23 protein-coding genes and 1 pseudogene are annotated in these 24,558 nt (G+C 49.8%); 10 read left to right on the forward strand and 14 right to left on the reverse strand.

Going from position 1 to position 24,558, the window contains the following annotated elements:
• Positions 1-10 precede the first annotated feature (10 nt).
• Positions 11-757: a DeoR family transcriptional regulator gene (locus ACX9GT_RS13415; protein ID WP_473187264.1), complete on the forward strand. Its 747-nt coding sequence runs from the start codon at positions 11-13 to the stop codon at positions 755-757.
• 30 nt (positions 758-787) lie between these two features.
• Here ACX9GT_RS13415 and araD read toward each other — a convergent pair whose 3' ends face one another.
• Positions 788-1,483 (reverse strand): L-ribulose-5-phosphate 4-epimerase, encoded by a 696-nt coding sequence (gene araD / locus ACX9GT_RS13420; RefSeq protein ID WP_473187265.1) that lies wholly within the window; start codon positions 1,481-1,483, stop codon positions 788-790.
• A gap of 470 nt (positions 1,484-1,953) precedes the next feature.
• On the opposite strand from araD, the gene osmB reads away from it, so the two are divergent.
• A complete protein-coding gene (gene osmB / locus ACX9GT_RS13425) occupies positions 1,954-2,169 on the forward strand; it encodes an osmotically-inducible lipoprotein OsmB (protein WP_473187266.1) in 216 nt (71 codons plus the stop codon).
• Positions 2,170-2,264: 95 nt separating this feature from the next.
• Here the strand turns inward: osmB and yciH are convergent, their stop codons facing one another.
• Both yciH and pyrF read right to left on the reverse strand, forming a co-directional pair.
• Positions 2,265-2,591, reverse strand: coding sequence for a stress response translation initiation inhibitor YciH (yciH, locus tag ACX9GT_RS13430; RefSeq protein ID WP_473187267.1), 327 nt, complete (start codon positions 2,589-2,591; stop codon positions 2,265-2,267).
• 10 nt (positions 2,592-2,601) lie between these two features.
• The gene (pyrF, locus tag ACX9GT_RS13435) at positions 2,602-3,330 is read right to left on the reverse strand and encodes an orotidine-5'-phosphate decarboxylase (RefSeq protein WP_473187268.1); all 729 of its coding nucleotides are present in this window, start codon (positions 3,328-3,330) and stop codon (positions 2,602-2,604) included.
• 329 nt (positions 3,331-3,659) lie between these two features.
• On the opposite strand from pyrF, the gene bhsA reads away from it, so the two are divergent.
• Both bhsA and ACX9GT_RS13445 read left to right on the forward strand, forming a co-directional pair.
• A complete protein-coding gene (gene bhsA, locus ACX9GT_RS13440) occupies positions 3,660-3,920 on the forward strand; it encodes a multiple stress resistance protein BhsA (protein WP_473187269.1) in 261 nt (86 codons plus the stop codon).
• Positions 3,921-4,077: 157 nt separating this feature from the next.
• Complete coding sequence (locus tag ACX9GT_RS13445; RefSeq protein ID WP_473187270.1) at positions 4,078-4,365, forward strand: Arc family DNA-binding protein; 288 nt, start codon at positions 4,078-4,080, stop codon at positions 4,363-4,365.
• Between the two features lie 41 nt (positions 4,366-4,406).
• Here the strand turns inward: ACX9GT_RS13445 and lapB are convergent, their stop codons facing one another.
• From lapB to ACX9GT_RS13465, 4 genes are all read right to left on the reverse strand, one after another.
• Positions 4,407-5,579, reverse strand: a complete 1,173-nt coding sequence (lapB, locus tag ACX9GT_RS13450; RefSeq protein ID WP_473187271.1) for a lipopolysaccharide assembly protein LapB — start codon at positions 5,577-5,579, stop codon at positions 4,407-4,409.
• A gap of 6 nt (positions 5,580-5,585) precedes the next feature.
• Positions 5,586-5,891, reverse strand: a complete 306-nt coding sequence (locus tag ACX9GT_RS13455; RefSeq protein ID WP_473187272.1) for a LapA family protein — start codon at positions 5,889-5,891, stop codon at positions 5,586-5,588.
• A 245-nt stretch (positions 5,892-6,136) separates the two neighbouring features.
• Positions 6,137-6,901, reverse strand: coding sequence for a phosphatidylglycerophosphatase B (gene pgpB, locus ACX9GT_RS13460; RefSeq protein WP_473187273.1), 765 nt, complete (start codon positions 6,899-6,901; stop codon positions 6,137-6,139).
• A gap of 201 nt (positions 6,902-7,102) precedes the next feature.
• Complete coding sequence (locus ACX9GT_RS13465; RefSeq protein ID WP_473187274.1) at positions 7,103-7,630, reverse strand: hypothetical protein; 528 nt, start codon at positions 7,628-7,630, stop codon at positions 7,103-7,105.
• A 650-nt stretch (positions 7,631-8,280) separates the two neighbouring features.
• Between ACX9GT_RS13465 and ACX9GT_RS13470 the strand changes: the two genes are divergently transcribed.
• Positions 8,281-8,586, forward strand: coding sequence for a hypothetical protein (locus ACX9GT_RS13470; protein ID WP_473187275.1), 306 nt, complete (start codon positions 8,281-8,283; stop codon positions 8,584-8,586).
• A 426-nt stretch (positions 8,587-9,012) separates the two neighbouring features.
• Positions 9,013-9,391, forward strand: a pseudogene (locus ACX9GT_RS13475) (phage portal family protein); the annotation flags it as partial.
• 38 nt (positions 9,392-9,429) lie between these two features.
• On the opposite strand, the gene ACX9GT_RS13480 reads toward ACX9GT_RS13475, so the two are convergent.
• Positions 9,430-9,774 carry a type II toxin-antitoxin system HicB family antitoxin gene (locus tag ACX9GT_RS13480; protein ID WP_473187276.1) on the reverse strand — a complete coding sequence of 115 codons (345 nt, stop codon included), beginning with the start codon at positions 9,772-9,774 and terminating at the stop codon, positions 9,430-9,432.
• A 596-nt stretch (positions 9,775-10,370) separates the two neighbouring features.
• On the opposite strand from ACX9GT_RS13480, the gene ACX9GT_RS13485 reads away from it, so the two are divergent.
• Together ACX9GT_RS13485 and ACX9GT_RS13490 are read left to right on the forward strand one after the other, a co-directional pair.
• On the forward strand, positions 10,371-11,081 hold the full coding sequence (locus ACX9GT_RS13485) for an endonuclease NucS domain-containing protein (RefSeq protein WP_473187277.1): 711 nt from the start codon (positions 10,371-10,373) through the stop codon (positions 11,079-11,081).
• 97 nt (positions 11,082-11,178) lie between these two features.
• Entirely contained in the window at positions 11,179-12,438 is a 1,260-nt protein-coding gene (locus tag ACX9GT_RS13490; RefSeq protein ID WP_473187278.1) for a hypothetical protein, read from the forward strand.
• 385 nt (positions 12,439-12,823) lie between these two features.
• Here ACX9GT_RS13490 and ACX9GT_RS13495 read toward each other — a convergent pair.
• Positions 12,824-13,974, reverse strand: a protein-coding gene (locus ACX9GT_RS13495) for an IS3 family transposase (RefSeq protein WP_473187279.1) whose coding sequence is annotated in 2 segments (ribosomal slippage) — positions 12,824-13,713 and positions 13,713-13,974 — 1,152 coding nt in all. Because the reading frame shifts where the segments join, the coding sequence is not laid out codon by codon here.
• 161 nt (positions 13,975-14,135) lie between these two features.
• Positions 14,136-15,041: a replication endonuclease gene (locus tag ACX9GT_RS13500; protein WP_473187280.1), complete on the reverse strand. Its 906-nt coding sequence runs from the start codon at positions 15,039-15,041 to the stop codon at positions 14,136-14,138.
• Positions 15,042-15,164: 123 nt separating this feature from the next.
• On the opposite strand from ACX9GT_RS13500, the gene ribA reads away from it, so the two are divergent.
• Entirely contained in the window at positions 15,165-15,755 is a 591-nt protein-coding gene (ribA, locus tag ACX9GT_RS13505) for a GTP cyclohydrolase II (protein ID WP_473187281.1), read from the forward strand.
• A 50-nt stretch (positions 15,756-15,805) separates the two neighbouring features.
• Here ribA and acnA read toward each other — a convergent pair whose 3' ends face one another.
• The 3 genes from acnA to topA form a co-directional block, all read right to left on the reverse strand.
• Positions 15,806-18,478, reverse strand: a complete 2,673-nt coding sequence (gene acnA / locus ACX9GT_RS13510; protein WP_473187282.1) for an aconitate hydratase AcnA — start codon at positions 18,476-18,478, stop codon at positions 15,806-15,808.
• 177 nt (positions 18,479-18,655) lie between these two features.
• On the reverse strand, positions 18,656-19,630 hold the full coding sequence (gene cysB / locus ACX9GT_RS13515) for an HTH-type transcriptional regulator CysB (RefSeq protein WP_473187283.1): 975 nt from the start codon (positions 19,628-19,630) through the stop codon (positions 18,656-18,658).
• A gap of 348 nt (positions 19,631-19,978) precedes the next feature.
• On the reverse strand, positions 19,979-22,576 hold the full coding sequence (gene topA / locus ACX9GT_RS13520; protein ID WP_473187284.1) for a type I DNA topoisomerase: 2,598 nt from the start codon (positions 22,574-22,576) through the stop codon (positions 19,979-19,981).
• A gap of 426 nt (positions 22,577-23,002) precedes the next feature.
• On the opposite strand from topA, the gene ACX9GT_RS13525 reads away from it, so the two are divergent.
• Complete coding sequence (locus ACX9GT_RS13525; RefSeq protein ID WP_473187285.1) at positions 23,003-23,260, forward strand: YciN family protein; 258 nt, start codon at positions 23,003-23,005, stop codon at positions 23,258-23,260.
• Between the two features lie 43 nt (positions 23,261-23,303).
• Here ACX9GT_RS13525 and sohB read toward each other — a convergent pair whose 3' ends face one another.
• A complete protein-coding gene (gene sohB / locus ACX9GT_RS13530) occupies positions 23,304-24,350 on the reverse strand; it encodes a protease SohB (protein ID WP_473187286.1) in 1,047 nt (348 codons plus the stop codon).
• Positions 24,351-24,558 lie beyond the last annotated feature (208 nt).

Here is a 24,558-nt window from a genome sequence, read left to right on the forward strand (position 1 = left end):
TCAGGCCGCTATGAATTCAAGACAACAAACCATATTGCAGTTAGTTAACGACCGTCGGCGCATCAGCGTCAGTGAACTGGCACGCGCTACCGACGTTTCTGAGGTAACGATCCGCCAGGATCTCAATCTGTTGGAAAAACGCAGCTATCTGAAACGCGTGCATGGCTCGGCGGTGGCATTAGAGAGCGATGACGTTGATGCCCGCATGATGTCCAATTTCATCCTCAAGCAGAAGCTGGCGCACTATGCCGCTTCGCTGGTCAACGACGGTGAAACCATCTTTATCGAAAGCGGCAGCACCAACGCCCTGCTGGCCCGCTATCTTGCCGAACGCAAACACATCACGCTGATTACCGTTAGCCATTACATCTCCCATCTGCTGAAAGAGACCGATTGCGAGGTGATCGTGCTCGGCGGGATGTACCAGAAGAAAAGCGAAACCGTGGTCGGCCCGCTGACGCGGATGTGCATCCAGCAGGTGCATTTCAGTAAGGCCTTTATCGGGGTTGATGGCTACCACGCCGAAACCGGCTTCACCGGCCGTGATATGATGCGTGCCGACGTGGTCAATGCGGTACTGGCCAAAGGGGTGGAAAACATCGTGCTGTCCGATTCGTCAAAATTCGGCCAGATCCAACCCAACCCGCTGGATCCTATGAGCCAGATCGGCCGGGTGATTACCGATTCGCGGCTGGATCTCGACTATCAGCACTTGCTTAAACGCCAGGGCATCCAGCTAGACTTGGTCAACGAATAAATCGCCAAACGGGGCCAGTTGGCCCCCGCATTACTGGCCGTAATAGGCGTGTTTACCGTGCTTGCGCAGGTAATGTTTATCCAACAGCGTCTGCGGCATGTTGGCTAATGCCGGTACCAACTGGCGTGAAAAAATCCCCATGTAGGCCACTTCTTCCAGCACCACGGCATTATGCACCGCGCTGCTGGCATCTTTACCCCAGGCGAACGGGCCGTGCGAATGCACCAGCACTGCCGGGACCGCTGCCGGATCCAAACCGCGCTCAGCGAAGGTTTCAACGATCACTCGCCCGGTTTCCCATTCGTAGCGACCATGGATTTCCGCATCCTGCATTGGGCGGGTGCAGGGAATATCGCCGTAGAAATAATCCGCGTGCGTTGTTCCCCAGGCGGGAATATCCAGCCCGGCCTGCGCCCAGATAGTGGCATGGCGCGAATGGGTATGCACAATCCCGCCCGCTGCGGCAAAATTCAGATAGAGCACCCGGTGGGTATCGCTATCGGACGAGGGCTTTTTGCTGCCCTCCACCACTTTGCCGCTTTCCAGTTCCACCACCACCATATCGTCGCGGGTCATTACCTCATACTCAACGCCAGAGGGTTTGATCACCATCAGACCTTGCTGCCGGTCTACCGCACTGACGTTGCCCCAGGTAAAAGTCACCAAATTATGGCGCGGCAGCGCCAGATTGGCTTCCAGCACCTGCTGTTTAAGTTCGTTAAGCATCGGTTTTCCTTGTTGCTTGGCCTGTGGCTATTGTCGGCAGGCAAGCAGCAGGCCGGTATGGCATAAATCGCTAAAGACCACGTAGGGTTCTGCTGGATGAGCAAGGATGTGCTGAACAACGGGTGACTTGATGGAAATGTTTTAATCTCTGCTGATAAATCAGAATAATCATCCAGCATTACCGCAGAAATTAAGACTCTTTACCTACCCGCCCCTCATGAGATATTTATACTACTCAAAGGCAATAAAACCACCATTCGCATCAGTTCGTGTGGTTTTTTATATTTATCACCACTTTTTATCCCAATATGATGGGGGCGCAAGTAGTCAACCCGTTTGGTGATTAATGCTTATACTAGAAGAGTGTTACGCCAGTAAGGTACTTCCGTCATCCCTTTCGATCTTGAAGTTGCTGGAGCATTAGCAACACAAGGTTTTTTGGGAATAGCCCATGCTAAGGAGAAGTTACTATGAACATTGATAAACGTTTTGCCACCGCCGCTCTGGCAATTACCCTGGCGATTTCCCTGAGTTCCTGCGCAGATATGTCCAAACGCGACCGTAATACGGCGATCGGGGCCGGGGCCGGTGCTGTCGGCGGGGCCGTACTGACGAATGGCAGTGCGTTGGGTACCGTTGGCGGGGCTGCTGTGGGAGGGCTGATTGGCCGCCAGGTAGGTAAATAATTACGGTTTGCATCCAATGACTGCTGTGAGCCAGCGCTCTGGCAATCCCCATTCTCACCATGCCGCAGCCGCTATGCTGGGGCATGGTTACCCACTTAACCCCCGGCCAGTTTCACCTTCATGCCCTTGGCTTCCAATAGTTGCTTAAGCAGATCGCGTTTATCACCCTGGATTTCAATCACGCCGTCTTTAACCGCGCCGCCGCAGCCGCATTTTTTCTTAAGCTCTGCGGCCAGTTTTTCCAGCGCAGCATCATCCAGATCGATACCGTTAATCAGGCAAACGCCTTTACCTTTACGCCCGCTGGTCTGGCGTTGGATGCGGACAATCCCATCCCCTTTGGCACGCTGCGGCTTAGCTTCTTCCTGTTTGATGCGCCCGCTGTCGGTGGAATACACCAGGCGGCTGTTATCATCATTCATACTTTCCCCCTTAAGCCAGTGACGCACGGATAGCACTGAGTGTGGCAGCAGGATCCACCGATTGCGTAATCGGGCGACCGATCACCATATAATCCACCCCAACCGCCTGTGCCTGCTGCGGTGTCATTACGCGCCGCTGATCGCCTGCGGCACTGCCTTCTGGGCGAATCCCCGGCGTCACCAGTTGGAACTGGTGGCCACAGGCGGCCTTCAGGCGCTGTGCTTCCTGCGCGGAACAGACTACGCCATCCAGACCACAGTCACGGGTCAGGCGCGCCAGGCGCTCCGCCTGCTCCGCTGGGCTGATAGTAATACCGATGGCCTGTAGATCGCCTGCTTCCATGCTGGTCAGCACGGTGACCGCAATCAGCAGTGGCGCATCCGCTCCATAAGGCTGCAACGCCTCTTTGGCCGCCGTCATCATGCGCGCACCGCCGCTGGCATGCACATTGACCATCCACACGCCCAACTCCGCCGCTGCCGCCACCGCATGCGCCGTAGTGTTAGGGATATCGTGGAATTTCAGGTCAAGAAAAACGTCGAACCCACGCTGGTGCAGATCGCGCACAATCTCTGGCCCGAACAGGGTGAACATTTCTTTGCCCACTTTTAACCGGCAATCTTGCGGATCAATACGATCGGCAAACGCCAGTGCGGCATTTCTGTCGGCATAATCCAGCGCAACGATGATTGGAGATGATTTTAAGTCATTGTTATTAGTGTTATTTTTAGACTTCATTTCTTCTACCTTCTGTAAAGTGGACATGAATGGTTAACCAAGCGGCCAAAACTGACCGCCGCATTCTACATGTCAGGCATTTGAAATCCCAGCCGCGACGCCGTTTACCCTTAAGTAAGGTTAACCCAGGGTTGGTCAGGCAATGTCACTCCGCATTTTTGCCTTAGCGCAGCCTGAGTAAAGCGTCGTAAAGATGCGTAAATTATTAATCAAAAAATTTGATCAATTCACTCAGCATTATCAGATTTTAAAGCCTGCCAATAGGTATATTATTCAACACATCGAAAGCAAAACGCTTTCAATTCTAAAAAAATAAACTGGAGTCACCTATGAAAACCATCAAATACTTTGCAATTTCAACCGCCATCGCACTGACCTCTTTTGCCTCATTCGCCGCTGAGCCGATCAACCCGCAGCAGGCTCAGAGCCTAACTGAAATCGGTGTGGTTTCTGCCGGGCATGCCAGCACGCTGAGCAGCCTGGAAGCCAAACTGGCAGCCCAAGCAGACGCGCAAGGTGCTAGCGGTTATCGCATCATTGCTACCACGGGTAATAATCTGCTGCACGGCACTGCGGTGATCTACAAGTAAGCATGAATTACGGGCTCGAATCCTCGGGCCCTGACTATTTCCTCCCTCCTCTGCTAGCTCCTCAATGTTACAAATACATTAAATTTTCATTACGGACTGGACACGCCTGCGCCGCTGACTTAGCTTGAAAGAATCTTCCCGTATAAAAGGCAGCGAAATGAGCGAGATATCGACACTGACTATAAAAATCCCTCTTGAACTTAAAGAGAAGATCAAAGCTATCGCCCTGGAGAATCAACTTTCCCTGAGTGCCGAGGTTTGTCAGCGGCTGGAAAACAGTTTCCAGTTACCGGTCAAATCCAGCAAAAAACAGGCCGCACTGCATCAGGATGAGGTTGATAATCAAGGTACTGAAGAAGAAAGTGAGCAACCTCTCAGCCAGAAAGAACTGAAGAAACTACGCCTGCTGTTGAAGGGTGGAGTGAAAAGCAGCAAGAAGAAGTGATTAATCGAAGAGAGAACGGGATGAGAATATCGTCCCGTTTTTTATTGCCCATCCAACCCGCGGATCGGTTTTACAGAAGCCCAGGTGCGGCACGAAGGGCAATGCCAATACAGTGAGTGTGCGGTAAAACCGCACTTATGGCAGCGGTAGCGGGGCTTGGTACGGATTTGCTCGCCCACCATATCGCGCAACAGCAGCAAACTCTCTTTAGCCCGCCCATCTTCTGCATCCGCCAGGTGGTAATCCATCAAGCGATAAAAAACGCGCATAGTGGGATGGCGCAGCAACTGGCGATTGATATACACCTGAACAACGTCACGCCCCTCTTGCTGTTCAATCACTTCGGCCAGCATCAGCTCAGCCGCCGCACCGGTGTTTTCTTCTACGCAGCGCTTGAGAAAGTCGGCCCAGTCATTCTGCTGTTGCGGTAAATGCGGGTAGCACTCATGCAGCATGGGCAGTGCTTCGCTAATCAGTTCTTTATCCTGATCCAGCACGCGTTTCAGCACCTCTACCGCTTTGGCGTAATCCTCTTGCGCCATAAAGATGCGCCCTACCATTATGGAGACACGCGCACATTGCTTATCGGCCGCCGCCGCGCGTTTCAGCAGGCTCATCGCTTTGTCCAGATCGTCACTGCCCATCGCCTGCAAGGCCAGTTCGCAATAAAAATGCGCGATCTCAATACGCTGCGCCTCTTTACCCAGCTTGACCAGTTTTTCCGCTACGTCGATGGCTTTCTGCCAGTCACTGGTTGCCTGGTGGATCACCAGCAATTGTTGCAGTGCGAAAACGCGGAAATCCTCTTCATTAACCAACTGGTTGAACATGTCCTCGGCACGGTCATACAACCCGGCGGCCATATAGTCTCGCCCCAGTTGTTGTACCGCCAGAAGACGTTGCTCGAAGGTAAGAGAGGCACTTTCCATCAGCGCCTGATGGATGCGGATAGCGCGATCGACTTCACCACGCGAACGAAACAGATTGCCCAGCGTCAGGTGGGCTTCAACGGTGTTACTGTCCTCTTTCAGCATATCCAGGAACAGATCGACCGCTTTATCCTGCTGGTTAGAAAGCAGGAAGTTAACCCCGGCCACGTATTCCCGCGACAGGCGATTAGCATCCTGCTGTTTATCCTGCTGAGCACTTCTGCGGCCCATGTACCAACCGTACGCGGCAGCTACAGGCAGCAACAGAAACAGCAGCTCTAACATAAAGGATTATTCCTTGCTGACGACAACAGACTGAGACGCTGGCTCGGCAGGCGTTGCAAGCTCCAGCTCCAGCCTTTTGACTTTACGTTCGGCACGGCCTAGTGCAATACGTGCGCGCAGGTAAAACAACCCGCAGATGATCCAACCGAGCACAAAACCCGCACCGAATAAAGCGGCCAACAAGGTCGATACTCGATATTCACCTTGAGCAACCAGATAGTTAAACGTCACTACCTGATCGTTATGTGCGCCCAGCGTGACTGAAATCACGAATATCACCAGAACTAACAAAAAAATCAGCAAATATTTCACATTCTTTCCCGCAATGCCGAGTGAATCGGATGAACACTACCCCATAGATTTCAAGTTGCGCCAAACGGAAACTTGAAAGATGGAAAGTATATGCCATTAAGTGGCGTCCCTGGCCCCTAAGTTAGCATTTCCCACCGTGACAGGGAAACCCTACAACATGATAAAAGCACCTACCTGCTGGCACATTCAGCAGGAAATGGAGCCTGCGCGAATGAATAAGAAAACCGCCCAACGTGCCTGGCGGGCTATTTTGACGGCTCGCGATCGGCGATCTCCTGCTGTTCCTGCAATGGGATCGTCAGTGGGCCAAACCAGCGCTGTGCCAACCAGCACGCGATAGTCACCAACAGCCAACCGATAACAACCGCCATCGCCAGATCCCGAGGCCAGTGCATACCCAGCATCAGCCTGCTCGCCATCACCCCCATCGCCCACACCATCAGCACCGCTACGGTTTTGTAATGGCGACGTGGCCACAATAATCCGACGCCCAACAGCGCCCAAGTGGCGGCAAATATCGTATGTCCAGAAGGGAAAGCAAACCCGGTTTCAAACTGCCAGTGCTTGCTTAACCATTTCGGCACCAGCGTTTGATCCTGTAGTTGCTCTTTCACCAACGCACGGCGCTCTTTCCTACCCAGTGAATAAAAGTACTTTTCATCAACCTGATGAGCAGATTCCAACCACACCACAAACGGCCGCGGTTCCTGCGCCCGATCTTTGATCACCGACTTAACGCCTTGCCCGATCGCAATTGAGGCTAATAACAGCATGAACACACCGACTGCCGGTTTCAGGCGAAAGCGCAGGCACCATAGGAACCAGGTGGAAAAAATCAGGCTGGTGAGAATGCCCCAGGGCGCAGTGACCGTTTCCGTTACCCAGAACAATCCCTTTAACAGGCCATTATTACCACCAGGTTGCCATTGCCAGCCAGAAAACCAGATTATCAACGGCATCAGTAATAGTACCAATGCCCCACTCGCCGTTCGTTTTGCTATTTCTAACATTCGATTGTCCTCTACGGGGTACAGCCGAGTAGTGTAACAATCTTGTAATCCCAACAAAACACGCAAAATTAAACAGATAGCAAACCTGTCGCAATAGAGATTGGGCGTAACAGGTTTTCTGGAAAAATTAGGAGAGATACGTTTGAAAGGGGGAAAGATACGGTACTAAGATAACAATCACTTAGTACCATATTGAGGATATTATTTATTGACTTTAACGGAAAGCAGTGACTCGCGCCCAATTTCCAACCACTGCGGAGCTTGTTCTTTAGTGGTATTAAATGTGGTTAACAGCAAGCGACCATTAACAGACATTGCCAACATCAGGTTGTGGATTTCGGTATCTGCCGCAGGAGTGACAAAGTCAAACAGCACCGCTTTTTGACCATTAACGTCCACTTTACTTATCTTTGGTGAGAAATTTGCCAGCATGCTTTTCATTTGCTGAGAAAAAGCATCAAGCTGATTATCCGCGATCTTATTGACCGTATAGTTAAACGCAAAATTGACGGTAGTTTCAGGGTTGGTGTAAACCTGCGTTGGCCGGTTATTGGCGGGATACTTAACCTTCATCACATCTTTGCTCATCTCACTGAACGTGGTTGGCATATTCAGTGAAACTCGCTTTTCTAATACATCTATTCTTTCCACTTTTACTGCTTCGGCCATGGCAGAGGCGGTAAAAATCAAAACAAAAACACTTAATATAATACTTTTAACATTTCTCATTGTTTTTAATCCCTTAACCCTATGTGTTGTAACATAACGGCATCTCGTCAAAATGAGCTATCCATGCCTTGATTTATAGCCATTTGGATTGATGTCTTACTACTCTCAACGAAGAGGAAATAATTTTAAAATGAAAGATCTATTTTTACCAGTGAAAATAATTAAAAAATCAAACGAAATAGAATAAGAAAATTACATAAAAATGTTAACCCCACTAATATGAATGCATCAGTTTTTTTTACATTTAGTTATCATTAAACACTCGATATAAAGGCCGATAAATTAACCCATCAAATAACGTTTAAATTTTACTTATCTATTTTTTATATCATTGATATAACCTACTCGAAAGACGCTATAAGCTGCCTACGACTGCATCATGCCGTACGATCACCGGTAGATTACTCATGATCGTTAATTCGAAGTGATTATAATGAGTTAGACCAGTTAGCCACTCAGCCTCATAATAACAAACGTTACTATTAACGAGATATCAATCCAACCGGTTCGCTATTCACTCTCATGCTCCCCCGCTTACTTCAAATTTTTTTCACCATCTATTGCCATTATAAAAAACGCCGACTAGATTGTTAGTGAGTATCTGCACTTTTGTTACATGGATGTGTCTTCTCTGCTTGTAGAGGTGTCACATGAACGCTAAAAAGCTTGCCTGCATTTCAGCCTCAATCAGCCTTCTTTTGCTCACCAGCATCCCGCTCGCTAACAGCGCCTCTAGCGGTGTTATCAATTTCAGAGGAGCGATTGTTGAAGGCGGCTGCACCATTAATAACTCGCAACGCGTTGTTGATATAGGGTGTTACAATAATGGGAAAATGATGCATACAACAGCATCGATCAATTCATCGAATATCAAATTCCCTTCAGGGAAAGTGTCGAGCATCAAGTGGCTCAATGAAAAGCACACCCTTGGAATTATGAATGTCACCTATTTATAGTTTGAAATTTTCTGATACAACGCCAACGCCAGGGAATTAAATTTTTTAATCAAAGCGCCCTGATATTTTATTTATTTCAGGGCGCTTTCTCAATCAATATATCGAAATAGCTCGTGCTTGAAATCCTGTAGGTTCGTATTTATCCGCTTTTTGAGCTCACATTGACTACAACTGAAAATCCTTCCGGGCTCACATTCCATTGTGTCTGGCTCACAATAACTGCAAATAAAAAATGCCATATTGGCAACCCCACCGCGCGGTAAGTGTCAATGAAGTTGTCACCCCAGGTTGATTTATGCGGCCTGTTTTTCCCGCTCTGGATTGAGCGTGGTGCTACCTTGCCATTCCCAGCTTCGCGTCTTCTGTGACCAACGTTTCGGGTTCGCGGCTCTCGCCGCTTGATAGACCTTATCTCTTTGGGACAATACCGGCGTTGAGGCGCTGCGCCAAGCGATGAGTAATTCAAAAGGATTGGGGAATATCAAGAGTCTGTTTTTCTACGCGCCGAACGGCAAGCCTGATGGCATAAAAATCGTGCCGCTCAGTGAGGTGGCAACCAAGGATGATTTTTCAATATCAAAAAGGTCAGCGCCGCTGATCTGCTGGACGCGCACCGCATCCCTTATCAACTGATGGGGGCAAGCCGGAAAACGTCGGCTCAGTGGGTGACGTGGAGAAAGCCGCCAAAGTGTTTGTGCGCAATGAATTAACGCCATTGCAGGAACGCATGAAGGAGGTTAATGACTGGCTCGGCCAAGAGGTGATCCGCTTTAAAAAATACAGCCTGGAGAATGACGACGAGTAACCCCGTAGCCGCCAACACTGGCGGCTTTTTGTGCGGGATTAAGAGTGTTTTTCGATAACCAGATCAACGCCTTCATTAAGCAATTCATTGATGGATTGCCCGGTCGCCTGTGCCGCTACTGCTAACGCCTGATGGCGTTCTGGCGAGAGGCGGGTAGTTACTTTGCCGCTGTAGGTTTTATACGGCGCAATACCGTCTTTCTGGCACTCATCCAGGAAGATCGCCAGTGAGGTGGCCCCTTCTTTTTTGAGCTCTTCCACGCTGTAGGCGTAAAAATCTGCCCCACCATTCAGCCCGATAAACTCGCCCCGGAACATTTCGATCTCCGGGTCAAAGCTGATCACGGCAATATGACCGTCGATTTTCAGTGTGTTATTCATCATGGTTTAATTCCTAAACTGTCTGACCAGATCCTGATGGCATTACCAGGATGATGAGAGGGTGACATAAGTCGATCACCCTACCACGCTCTGAGAGCGTCGCTATCGTGCCACATCACTGATGTCATGCTAAGGATTCAGATGCCATGATAAATCATCGTAACAAGCCGCTGACGGCGATTTTTAAATGACGTAAAACACCGCCTGCGCGCAATGCTATCCCCGCCACGCCTGCCCGCTTTAGGAGGCGGTTTTAATGCAGTTGCATGAAGCAGCCAAACAACGTCTATATTGAGTTTGATTAAAAGGATGACACTACTTTTTTGAGTGCAGATACATGCATATTGATGCATATTTATGCATCAAAACTAGTTAGTATCACTGTAAACTATGCAAACTCAAACAATTGAGACTAATGCAGCTATGGTTTACTAGTTAGGTAGCCAATAAGGGGAATTTACTGAATAGAAAACTTGTGTGGTAGTTTGCTAAAAGCACAAACTTCCATTCAGTAAAGATTGTACTAGACCGACTTAAAACAATCAATTAAATTGATATCAATTAGCAAAGCGGTCATTATTATAGACAGTGGGGGAATTATGTTAGAAAATGAACTAAGGGATTTGATTTGCTCCGACATTTCCGTCTTAGAGGATGGCTTATATCTAATAGACAAAGAGAAATACATACCAAATCATTTAGGCACAAGAAGTTTCATTGATATTTATGCAAAAGACAGGAAAAACCATCATGTTTTAATTGAAATAAAAAGAAGTAACCAGGCTGCAAGAGAAGCAATCAATGAAGTAATAAAATATGTTGAAGGGGTGAAGTCACACTTCGGAGCTAGAGATGATGAAATTAGAGTTATAATTGCCTCTACTGAGTGGAAAGAGTTATTAGTACCGTACTCCAGATTTGTAGCTGAATCCAACATCTCGATAAAAGGCTTAACCCTAAAGATTACCGATGAAATAGTAAAATCCGAGGTCATGCATCCATTAGAGTTCAATCGAGGGCGTTTTATTGCCCCATGGTATGACATCTACTGGTATGAAAACGAGAATAGCCTTCGACGTGGAGTTGAAACAATAAAGAGCTGTCTCTCTAAAAAGGACATTAATGATTATATCATCACAATACTTCAATCCAACCCACCAATTCCTTCACCATCAAAAGAAAGAAGAATAGAAATAATTCTATCTCTAGCCAACAATAAAAATAAGCGAGATCCGACTTTATTTAGTCACCATTGTAACTGTATCAATACAAGTAAAGACAGCCAAAGAATATATATCTATAATTACTAATTCATCAAAAAGCGAAGAGGAAAAAAATGAGATTCTTTGGATAGTAGAAAATGAAAGTGATGATAACGCAAAATTATGCATACTGCATGAATACGCCATGGAAAGCGACAATGTTCACTATGATGATTTCGAAATTGGCTATCCCGCAAAATTCACAAAGTACCTAATTCATGAATATATAAACGTGGTCGAATTAATAAAAGGAGGTTGTTTTAAACGGAATAATTTACTTAGTGATGAAAGGTTAATAGCCGAACTATGCGGACATAAAGGCAATACAGAGCAATTGTTGAAAAGCTCAGTATCAACGGATAATAAAGCACACTTATCAATGTTGAAAGATGATATTGAGAGAGTATTGTCAACCAATCCAGTCTGGAAAAACCATATATTACGAATTATACAAGATATTGAAAAGGAACCAAAAACAAATATAGAGTTAAATATTAGCTACCCTAGCCTAGGTATTTTTAGTTTATACTATTTGTTTAAAAGTGAATATAGTGGTTACCTACCTAGTTATCTTCTATCAACTTTTGATGAGAATAAAAAGACCTCCAGGAGGTATATTGGAACACTTCAAAGCAATGGTACAATAAATTCATTTTCATACATAATAGATAAATATTATGAAGGTGACATACGAAAACTTATTTCCACCATTACTTGGGGCGGAAGAGAGCAACGAGACATCGATATAATTGAAGATTTAGGACTTAGTTATAAAAGCTTCTATTTTGATGATATAAATAATGACGTTATGTATGGACTAATTGATGACCGCTGGAAGGTTGTTGATAAATCAAAGTTGTCACTTGAAAATTACACTAAAGACAATCAAGAATTAATTAATGCAATTGTTAATGAAATCTCTTTTTTTGACCAAGGCGATATATTCTCCGCACCAGATATTGAGACTCATATCATAATAGAAAGAGAAGAAGTAGAAAGTAGTAGCATCAAGAAATTAATGAACTTTTTTGAGTTCGCAACATCGTCTACTTCTGCGATGAAACACCTACAAGGAGAGGTAATTATATCATTTAATGGGTACGACTTCGATGCTGAGATCTACGAAATAGAAAATATCAGACAATACGTCAAGTTAGTTAGCAAATCAATTCCATTCCTTTTTTTCTTTGTCTCTCCGATGACACTCAAAATTTTCTCACTATGCTTCTTTGAGATAAAGAAAAAAGAAATAACTCTTGATAAAAATCTACGCATTGAATTTAAAACCACCAATTTAAACACCTTTGTAGAGCAACAATTACCGGGTTTAAATAAGCTTTCTGAAATGTGCGGGTTATCAGCAAGCAAAATAGAGGACTATATCAGAGAGGTTATTTTTAGCTAAAATAAACCAAGTGACCCAAAGCCTAGTAGGTAATGGGTCATCACATCTTTTATATATTGATTCTTAAGAGTGATATTATACTGACGCAAGCCGCTGAAGCATAGCATCTGGTAAAGTGAGAGTGTACATTCTCAGTCCAAACCATTCATCTAATGACTTAATATGAAAATCATTGGTAGTCAAAAGGATCGTTGCCCTGCACGTCCGCACTTTCAGTTCCCAACGTTCGGCAATGCTCCCCTCTCGCGCCAACTGATACCGGATTTTTGGTACCCGGCACGTTCAGCTGAGGTAAGGCGCACCGACGGCGCATCACTTCGCGATTTGTTAGGATTTATAATTCGTTCCTGATTATTGATCTTACCCACGAACAATGGACACATGGCTAAGCGAGGTTCTGCTTTTCAAATTGTTCCGGGCTAAGACCACCACAGGCACTGTGGCGACGCCAGCGATTGTAATCGCACTCGATATAATTAAACACCGTCGTTCGCATTATTTCCCGCCTGGCAAAGTGCTCGCCGTGGATACACTCCACTTTTAGTGAGTGGAAGAAGCTTTCCACACAGGTATTGTCGTAACAACAGCCTTTTGCGCTCATACTGCCACGCAGATTATGGCGTGTCAGTAAGGCCTGGTAATCCGCTGAACAGTACTGCCCGCCTCTGTCTGTATGAACAATGACATTTTCCGGGCGTTTACGCCGCCATAACGCCATTTGCAACGCATCGCACGCCAGTTGTGCCGTCATCCGCGAGGACATCGACCAGCCGATGACGGCTCGTGACCACAGGTCAATCACCACCGCCAGGTAAAGCCAGCCTTCATCTGTACGCAAGTAAGTAATGTCACCCGCCCATTTCTGATTTGGCCCACAGGCGGTAAAGTCTTGTTTCAACAGGTTTTCTGATACCGGCAAACCATGTTCACGGTAACTGACCGGCCTGAACCGGCGCGAGGCCTTTGCGCGCAGTCCCTGACGGCGCAGGCTGGCTGCGATGGTTTTGACGTTGTACGCTGGAAGCTCATCAGCAAGACGCGGCGCACCATACCGCTGTTTTGCGTCATTGAATGCCTTTCGAACGGCCTCATCGCAGACAAGACGGAACTGCTGACGCAGGGTTATCTGATGACGACGCAGACGCCAGGCATACCAGCCGCTGCGGGCGACACGGAGCACCCGACACATGGCTTTGATGCTGTACTCAGCCTGATGTTTTTCGATAAAGACATACTTCATTTCAGGCGCTTCGCGAAGTATGTCGCGGCCTTTTGGAGAATGGCCAACTCTTCAGCCTGTTCTGCCAGTTGGCGTTTGAGCCGGACATTCTCGGTCGCAAGTTCCTGCTCACGTTCGGAAGCTGACAGGCTCTGCTGTTGCTTGCTCCTCCAGGTATAAAGTTGCGATTCGTAGAGACCGAGTTCACGCGCGGCTGCGGCCACGCCAATACGTTGAGCGAGCTTAAGCGCTTCATCCCGAAAGGCGGGCGAGTGTTGTTTACGGGGTTTGCTTTTCGTTGCTGATGGTTTAGTCATGAGTCACCTCTGGGTTACGAGTTTACTCACTTAGCGCCGTGTCCACTATTGCTGGGTAAGATCAGATCTCCCTTCGACGGCTGTCCCTTATCGCCTCATCTCAATGTCTTGGCAACGTTAGGATCATCTCGGTTAACGGAATCTATGCATAACGTCACCTTTTACGCTTCGTCATTGACCCCCCGCCACTCATCAAGTGGCGGATACAAAAACTGTTTACCATTGAAACTGACCGTTGCACCGCGCGCCAGAGCCTTAAGTTCCCAACGCTCGACGGTAATACCCTGCTGCGCCAGTTCAAGCTGTATTTGTGGGATCCTTGTACGTTCCGCCGGTGTCAGGCGCGCTGACGGCGCATCATTTCGCGATTTATTGCGGTTTTTGATGCACTGCTGCCCCTTGGCCTTCGACGACTGCCCCCTTATCGCCTCTTTCAGCGTCTTGGCGACGCCCGGATCATCCCAGCTAACTTCCCCGCTCTCGATCAACTTCATCACCACCGTGACGTACTCAGGCGGCGTATCCTGCATAACAGGTTCCGGTTCTCGCTCAACTTCCCCACAGTTATTAACAGGACTCCGAGGCGCGCCAGAGGCGCTTTTTAAAATCAAAGGCTCAACGTCAACGGCTTTACGAACGATGCGCCATTCTGTTGTACGGGTTTCAAATACGTGACCAGAGCCAAGATGCGGCGCGAAGATACCGACCACCTTCTGCACCTCTTCATCATAGGCGTTCGGCTCATCGGCCACCTTGCGCGCGACACGCACCGTCTGAACGTCACGCGGGACGTTTGCACCACCCTGCCCGGCAATGTTCGCCGCAAAGTCACTGGCAGAAGCCGCCGCGCGAACCGCTTCGACTCGTTCGTCAAAAGTTTTGGCCAAGCTAATCCGGCGTAAGCAATCAGCATGGCACTCGCGGTAAGCGCCCATGGTTGGCACACCGAGAGATTTAAACTGCGGAGTACGCCACGTAGACGCCCAGGAAGTGACAGCGGTGGCCATATCCCGCAGCGGCTTACCCGTATCCTGCCAGACAAGTTGCAAATGTGCGCCAGCACACATTTGCAACGCATTTTATGCAGAATGAGGGTAATATCATTGCCCTACAGCCAAGCCTGGGTCATGCAAGTTTTAAATAAAAAATCCCCCGCATTGACGGGGGGTGCAAAGTCAGTGGAGAGTAACATGCAGCTTAAACGAGTGGCAGAAGCCAAACTGCCAACGCCATGGGGTGATTTCCTGATGGTGGGATTCGAAGAACTGGCAACCGGGCAAGATCATCTGGCGCTGGTGTTCGGTGATATTTCCGGCGAAATACCGGTACTCTCACGCGTCCATTCCGAGTGTTTAACCGGCGACGCATTGTTCAGCCTGCGCTGTGACTGCGGTTTCCAACTGGAAGCGGCGCTGGAGCGCATCGCGGAAGAAGGGCGTGGCATTCTGCTCTATCACCGCCAGGAAGGCCGTAACATCGGTCTGCTGAATAAGATCCGTGCCTATGCCCTACAGGATAAAGGGGCGGATACGGTAGAAGCCAACCATCAGCTCGGTTTCGCTGCGGATGAGCGTGACTTTACCCTGTGTTCCGACATGTTCAAACTGTTGGGTGTGAATGCCGTGCGCCTGCTAACCAACAACCCGAAAAAGGTTGAGATCCTGACTGAGGCGGGTATCAACATCACCGAGCGCGTACCGTTGATCGTTGGCCGCAACCCGAAAAATGAACGCTACCTGTCCACCAAGGCCGCTAAAATGGGGCATTTGCTGGGTAAATAACTCCCGGTCATGAAGCATTCAGGGCACCATTGCGGTGCCCTGATTATTTTCTACAGCATCTTGCGGATCACATAGTGCAGAATGCCGTCATTTTGGTAGTAGGTCAGCTCATTGCCCGTATCAATACGGCAACGGGTATTCACCACCTCATGTCGACCATCAGCATAGGTAATATGCACCGGCACCGTCTGGCCCGGCGTCAGGGTCTGCAAACCATTGATGCTGATCTGCTCTTCCCCCGTCAACCCCAGCATTTTACGCGTCATCCCCTGCGGGAACTCCAGCGGCAGAATGCCCATACCAATCAGGTTAGAACGGTGAATGCGCTCGAAGGATTCGGCGATCACCACGCGCACCCCCAGCAAACGCGGGCCTTTGGCCGCCCAGTCACGGCTGGAGCCGGAGCCATACTCTTTACCGGCAATCACCGCCAGCGGCACCTGCTCTTGCTGATACTGCATGGCGGCGTCATAGATCGACATCTGATTTTGCGACGGAAGATGGCGGGTATATCCCCCTTCCACACCCGGCACCATTTCGTTGCGGATACGAATATTGGCGAAAGTCCCGCGCATCATCACTTCGTGGTTGCCACGGCGTGAACCGTAAGAGTTGAAGTCATTCACCTCAACGCCGCGTTCGCTCAGGTAACGCCCTGCCGGGCTGTCACGTTTGATGTTACCCGCAGGCGAGATATGGTCGGTGGTGACTGAATCTGCCAGGATCGCCAGAATGCGGGCGTTTTTAATGTCCTGCACCGGGTCCGGTTGCGCTTTCATGGTGCTGAAAAATGGCGGGTGGCGAATATAGGTAGAGTCCGCTTGCCACTGATAGGTCGCCGAACCGGTAACCTGGATCGACTGCCAGTTCGCATCACCATTAAACACTTCGCTATATTCCTGGTGGAACATCTCAGTGCGGACCTCTTCCACCGCCTGGGCAATTTCTTTACCGGTTGGCCAGATATCTTTCAGATAGACCGGCTTGCCGTCATGCCCTTCTCCCAACGGATCTTTGGTCAGATCGACCTTCATGTTACCCGCCAGCGCATAAGCCACCACCAGCGGCGGTGATGCCAGCCAGTTAGTTTTCACCAGCGGGTGGATTCGCCCTTCGAAGTTGCGGTTGCCGGACAGCACGGCACCCACGGTCAGATCGCCAGCTTTTATCGCCTGCTCAATCGGCTCTGGCAACGGCCCAGAGTTGCCAATGCAGGTGGTACAACCATAGCCCACCAGGTTGAAACCCAGTGCCTCCAGATACGGCGTAAGTTTGGCGCTGTTGAAATATTCGGTGACCACCTTGGAACCGGGAGCCAGCGAGGTTTTCACCCAAGGCTTGGTTTTCAGACCTTTCTCTACCGCTTTTTTCGCCAGTAAACCAGCGGCCATCATCACGCTGGGGTTAGAGGTGTTAGTGCAGGAGGTAATCGCCGCAATCACCACCGCACCGGTATGCAGCTCATGCTGCTGGCCGTTCAGCGTGAAGCTCTTGGCTTGTAGCTTATCTTTCTGGCTGCCGAGTTCTAATTCAGTAGTCGCATTGAACGCTTGTGGCACCTGTGGCAAGGCAACGCGATCCTGCGGGCGTTTCGGCCCAGCCAGGCTGGCTTCGACCGTTGACATATCCAAGGCCAGAGTGCTGGTGAAAACCGGTTCGTCACCAGAATTACGCCACATACCTTGCGCTTTGGCATAGGCTTCTACCAGAGCGATTTGCTCGGCGCAGCGGCCGCTTAGCTTCAAGTAGCCCAGAGTGACCTCATCCACCGGGAAGAAACCACAGGTCGCGCCGAATTCCGGCGACATATTGGCGATAGTGGCACGATCCGCCAGCGGCAAATCTGCCAGCCCGTCACCGTAAAACTCAACAAATTTACCCACCACCCCGTGCTTGCGCAGCATTTGGGTCACGGTCAACACCAAATCGGTGGCAGTGATCCCTTCGCTCAGCTTGCCGGTCAGTTTAAAACCCACAACGTCTGGGATCAGCATCGACACCGGCTGGCCCAGCATCGCGGCTTCCGCTTCGATCCCCCCTACGCCCCAACCAAGAATGCCCAGGCCGTTAATCATGGTGGTGTGCGAATCGGTGCCGACCAAGGTATCCGGGTATGCAATACGCTGGCCGTTCTCTTCGGTATGCCAAACCGTTTGCCCCAGATATTCCAGGTTAACCTGGTGACAAATGCCGGTGCCCGGCGGCACCACACGAAAGCGGTTGAAGGCTTTCTGCCCCCAGCGCAGGAAGGTGTAACGTTCGTGGTTGCGCTCCATTTCGATGCGCACGTTCTCGGTAAAGGCCTCGTCATCGCCAAACTCATCGACGGTAACCGAGTGGTCGATCACCAGATCCACCGGTGACAATGGGTTCACCTGATCGACGTTCCCCCCCAGGCGTTGTACCGCCTCGCGCATCGCCGCCAGATCCACCACCGCCGGAACGCCGGTAAAGTCCTGCATCAGCACACGCGCCGGGCGGTAGGCAATCTCACGATCGGCATGGCCGGTTTGCAGCCAACTGACGAGCGCCTGCAAATCGCCCTCCTGCACCGTGTCGCCATCCACATGGCGCAGCAGGTTTTCTAACAGCACCTTCATTGATTTCGGCAGCCGGTCAATATCCCCTAACTGTCTGGCCGCCAGTGGCAGGCTGTAGTAGTGATACTCACTATTCAGCACCACCAGCTTATCCATACTTGTTTCACGCAGATTGGGTGACATAGCTCCTCCATTTTTATTATGTCAAAACAGGGTAATTACTGAGGTCTGTTTAAAGATAACACAGACTCGATTTTAACATTTTTATAACAACAGAATTAAATCCAACGTGCGGGGTATTGCGGGGCAAAGGGGATGGGATGAAAAACGGGCCGGTAAAATACCAGCCCGCAGTAGAGATTATTTCACCGGCAGCTTGATGTCCTGGAACATAGCTTCGATGTCTTCATTCGAACGCAGCGCCACGGCGGTATCCACCACGTCGCGGGTCAGGTGTGGCGCAAAGCGCTGAATAAAATCATACATATAGCTGCGCAAGAATGTGCTGCGACGGAAGCCGATCTTGGTGGTGCTGTAGGTAAAGATATCGCTCGCATTCAGGGTGACCAGATCGGGATCCTGTACCGGATCTACCGCCATGCTGGCAATCACCCCTACCCCTAGACCCAAACGCACGTAGGTTTTAATCACATCAGCATCGGTGGCAGTAAACACGATGCGCGGCGTCAGCCCGGCACGGTTAAAAGCGGTATCCAACTCAGAACGGCCGGTAAAACCAAAGGTATAGGTAACGATCGGGTAAGCCGCCAGCTCTTCAATGGTGATGTGGCTCTTTCCAGCCAAGGGATGATCGGGCTTCACAACTACCGCACGGTTCCAGTGGTAGCACGGCAGCATGATTAAATCGTCGTACAGGTGCAGCGCTTCGGTGGCGATGGCAAAATCGGCGGAACCTTTGGACACCGCTTCGGCAATCTGCGTTGGCGACCCCTGGTGCATGTGCAACGACACGCGCGGATAGCGGTCGATAAAGCCCTTAATCACGTTAGGCAGCGCATAGCGAGCCTGGGTATGCGTGGTAGCGACGTACAGCGAACCTTTATCAGGATAGGTATGCTCGCCAGCAACGGCTTTAATTGCATCGACTTTGGACAACACTTCGCGAGCAATACGAATGATCTCCAAACCAGCGGGCGTTACCTGAGTCAGGTGCTTACCGCTACGGGCAAAAATCTGGATGCCGAGTTCGTCTTCCAGCATTCTCACCTGCTTACTGATACCCGGTTGAGAGGTATAAAGGCCTTCTGCCGTAGAAGAAACGTTCAGGTTATGATTCACCACTTCTACGATGTAACGCAGTTGCTGCAATTTCATATCTTATACCATCCTAGGTTAAACACTGCGGCTTGCCGCAGCCAGGTATCTCGGTATCGCTCCGATATGCTGAATAATCACAAGCCCTAAACACAGTGATTTCGCCCAGATGCCGAAGAAAACGCCGTTATTAATAAGCTTTGGTCATAAGAAAAGATTTTATATAACTACTATATCATGTTGCTGTATCAAGTATAGATCCAGGCCGCTGTGGAATAACGATTATTTCGCATGAGCGCCTGCTCTTCAAGCACTGCAAAAGCAGCAAAAAACCGGCCTGCCCGCTTCTTTAACCCAAAAAAAACCAGCCACATTGGGCTGGTTTCTCATACTGCCTAAATGGCCGGTTTATTTCTTACCTTCAACCCATTTGCCATCAACATAGAAAGCCGTCCAGCCAGTGGCTTTACCGTCTTTCTCTGAGGAGACATATTGCTGCTTGGTTTTACGGCTAAAACGCACCATCGCTTTGTTACCTTCGGCATCAGCAACCGGTGCATCGGCCAGATAGCGCAGTTTTTCCGGCAAACGATCCTTGAAGCGTTGCAACTCTTCCACCAGTGGCGCACGGGTTTCGCGCGATTTCGGGAAAGTATTGGCCGCCAGGAACACGCCCGCCGCACCGTCACGCAAGACAAAGTAAGCGTCTGATTTCTCACACGGCAACTCTGGCAACGGAACCGGATCTTCCTTCGGTGGTGCAACATCACCATTACGCAGGATTTTACGGGTGTTCTTACAGGTGTCGTTGGTGCAGCCCATGTACTTGCCGAAACGCCCCATTTTCAGGTGCATCTCAGAACCACATTTCTCGCACTCGACGATCGGGCCATCGTAGCCTTTCAGGCGGAATTCGCCCTCTTCGATCTCATAACCGTCACAGGCCGGGTTGTTACCGCAGACATGCAGCTTACGCTGGTTATCGATCAGATAGCTGTCCATCGCGGTGCCACATTTCTGGCAACGGCGGCGGGCACGCAAGGCGTTGGTTTCTGCATCATCCCCTTCGAGGATGTTCAGCACTTCTGCTTCCGGCACCAGATTGATGGTGGTTTTGCAACGCTCTTTCGGCGTCAGCGCATAACCGGAACAACCGAGGAACACGCCGGTGCTGGCGGTGCGGATACCCATTTTGCGGGCACAGGTCGGGCAGTCAATGCTGGTCATCACCATCTGGTTCGGGCGCATACCGCCCTCTTCCGGATCTTTTTCTGCCGTTTCCAGTTGCTCGCTGAATTCAGCGAAGAACTCATCAAGCACCGCTTTCCATTCAGCCTGGTTGTTGGCAACCTGATCCAGGCCGCTCTCCATGCGCGCGGTGAAGTCATAGTTCATCAGTTCGCGGAAGTTCTCTTCCAGGCGATCGGTGACGATCTCACCCATTTTCTCCGCGTAGAAACGGCGGCTTTCAACCCGCACATAGCCACGATCCTGAATGGTCGAGATGATCGAGGCGTAAGTTGACGGGCGGCCAATGCCGCGCTTTTCCAGTTCTTTTACCAGCGATGCTTCGCTGTAACGCGCAGGTGGCTTGGTAAAGTGCTGGCTTGGGATCAGCTTTTGCAGATCCAAATCCGTACCAACTTCAACAAACGGCAAGGTCCGATCTTCATCGCCTTTACGCAGCGCTGGCATGACTTTGGTCCAGCCGTCAAAACGTAACGTCCGGCCCTTGGCGCGCAGTTGGAAGTCACCGGCTTTCACTGTCAAGGTAGTGGAATCGTACTGCGCTGGCGTCATCTGGCAGGCGACAAACTGGCGCCAAATCAGTTGATACAGTTTCTGCGCATCCGCTTCCATATCTTTTAGCTGTTCAGCCAACACGCTGACATCAGAAGGACGAATCGCTTCGTGCGCTTCCTGCGAGTTTTCTTTGCTGCTGTACTGGTTAGCGGCTTTCGGTAAATATTTATCACCGAAATTGTCGCCGATATAACCACGCACCATGCTGAGCGCATCCTGGCTCAGGTTGGTGGAGTCGGTACGCATGTAGGTAATGTGGCCCGCTTCATACAGACGTTGCGCCATCATCATGGTTTTCTTCACGCCAAAGCTCAGTCGTGTGCTGGCAGCCTGTTGCAGCGTGGAGGTAATGAAGGGTGCGCCCGGCTTGCTGCTGGTCGGTTTGTCTTCACGATCCTGCACCTGGTAGCGGGCTTTTTCCAGCAGCTTAAGCGCTGCATGGGTTTGCTCACGGTTAACCGGTTTGAACGGTTTATCGTGGGCATGGGTCACTTCCATCTGCAATGCGACATTATTCTTCGCCAGCAGATCGGCATGTAATTCCCAGTATTCTTCTGGCACGAACGCCTTGATGTCGCGCTCGCGCTCCACCACCAGACGCACCGCCACCGACTGCACGCGCCCTGCTGACAACCCACGCGCAATTTTTTTCCACAGCAGCGGCGATACCATGTAACCCACCACGCGGTCCATAAAGCGACGCGCCTGCTGTGCATTAACACGGTCAATATTCAGCTCACCTGGTGCCTTGAACGCCTGTTGGATGGCGTTTTTGGTGATTTCGTTAAACACTACGCGGCTAAAGCGTTTGTCATCCCCGCCGATCACTTCCCGCAGGTGCCAGGCAATGGCTTCCCCTTCGCGGTCAAGGTCGGTTGCGAGATAAATATGGTCGGCGTTTTCTGCTAACGATTTTAACTCGGCGACAACTTTTTCTTTACCCGGCAGAATTTCGTAATGCGCCTTCCAGCCATGATAAGGATCGACGCCCATACGATTAACCAGCGCCGTCTTTTCATCCTTCTTAACTTTCTTTTTGGCTTTGTCTTCGGTTGATTCAGCGCTCTTTTTACTGGCTGATCCACTGGTCGGCAAATCACGGATGTGACCGACGCTGGACTTCACCACGTAGTCACTTCCTAAATATTTATTAATAGTTTTGGCTTTTGCCGGGGACTCAACTATTACGAGAGCTTTGCCCATATTTACCTTTACCTAATTTTATTTCTTCTAAAAAGAAGCCATTTATCTCGCCGTACCGCGGCAATTCGTATCTCTTTTTTATATTGCGGCACTTTGGCAAGAGATCAACATGTTTTTTCTAATGGTTGCCCGATTGCTCAACCTGACCGCAAATTGCCGATCTTGTCTGTTTACACCCGCGCCCAGAAGCCAGGCCACACGTGGCCCCCGCAAAGCGTAAACAAATCCTTCCACCAGAAGCTACAAAATCCCACACTCTACCTGATAAAAAGCGGTACGCAACCTAATTAGCACGGAAAGCGATATTTCGCTAATGACCGCCTGCCACTGGCTCCATCCAGACGGCAATTAAACCTTAGTCGGTTTGCGGATAAACGCGAACCGGCGTTAGAATAGCGGCAGAATTTTTGTTTGGAGTGCAATAAAATGCGAACGACGACTCAGCCTATTGAACGGCAAGCCCTGTTGGTGGAAGCCAATAACATCATCCGCCAACACGAAGATTATCTGCACGGCATGGTGGTCACCGAGGTTGAACAAAAAAGTAACGTTCTGGTTTTCCGTGGTGAATTCTTTTTAGACTCAGACGGCTTGCCCACCACAAAAACCACCGCGGTATTTAATATGTTTAAGCATTTAGCTCATGTGCTTTCTGAGAAATATCATCTGGTCGATCAGGCATAAAAAACGGGGGCCAAAGCCCCCGTGACGTTATCTCTACCGATATTCAGAGCAACGGTTTTTCACCACGCTGCCACCAGCGCAGCAACAGGCGATCGACACTTTCTGCCGCGCTGCCGGTAAAACGATCGAGCAGACGTTTGCGGCGGGTATAGCGCACGCCGATCACCTCATGATTTTCCATCTCGGCAATCAGCAGATCGTCGCTGGTCCCTACCGCGTCAATCAGCCCTTTGTCTTTCGACTGAGTGCCAAACCAGTGTTCGCCGGTCGCCACGCTGTCGATATCCAACGAAGGCCGCTGCTGATGGACAAACTGCTTGAACAGTTCATGGGTTTCGTTCAGCTCTTCACGGAACTTTTCACGACCTTGCTCAGTATTTTCACCAAACAGCGTCAAAGTACGTTTGAATTGCCCAGCGGTATGCAGTTCAACATCGATCTCATTCTTCTGTAACAAGCGATGGAAGTTGGGGATCTGGGCCACAACGCCGATCGAACCGATAATGGCAAAGGGGGCCGCCACAATGCGATCGGCCACGCAGGCCATCATATACCCCCCGCTGGCCGCCACTTTATCCACGGTGACCGTCAGGCGGATACCACCTTTACGCAAACGCTCCAACTGCGAAGCGGCCAGGCCATAGCCGTGTACCACGCCGCCGGGGCTTTCCAAGCGCAGCAGCACTTCATCCTGAGCCGTTGCCACCGCCAGCACGGCAGAAATCTCTTCACGCAGTGAGGTGACTTCATGGGCGTCCATGCTGCCTTTAAAATCGAGCACATACAGGCAAGGTTTGCTGGCTTCCACCGCGCCGGATTTGGCACGGTGTTTTTTCAGTTTTTCATCGGCCTTGGTTTGTTTCTTGAACTGTTTGCTCCAGGCTTTTTGTTCCGCAACCCCCATGCGCGCCAAGCGCATTTCACGTTGCATTTCACGATACTGCTCACCCAGATCGGTTAGCTGTAATTCCCCTTTCTGCTGACTTTTGCGATGCCCCAGGCTCACCGCCAGCAACGCCAGCGCAGCAATGGCAATCACCACCGTGGCAACTTTGGCCAGAAAAAGGCCGTAAATAGATATAAACTCCACAGATTCCGCCTTTATTTACAGTTTGTTAGTATGATTTGGTTCATTTTAACCAATTGCTGCTACGGCTGTCGCGGCCAAATGAAAATTCCTTGTGTGTACACTTCACTATGGGATTATACCCAAGCCGTTTTTGTTACAAAAGAATGCCAATTCTGCGGGTTAATCATTGAAAATGCGATCCATTTCAGGCATATAACACGCATTATTC

It is taken from the genome of Serratia sp. YWN4 (genome assembly GCF_055790845.1).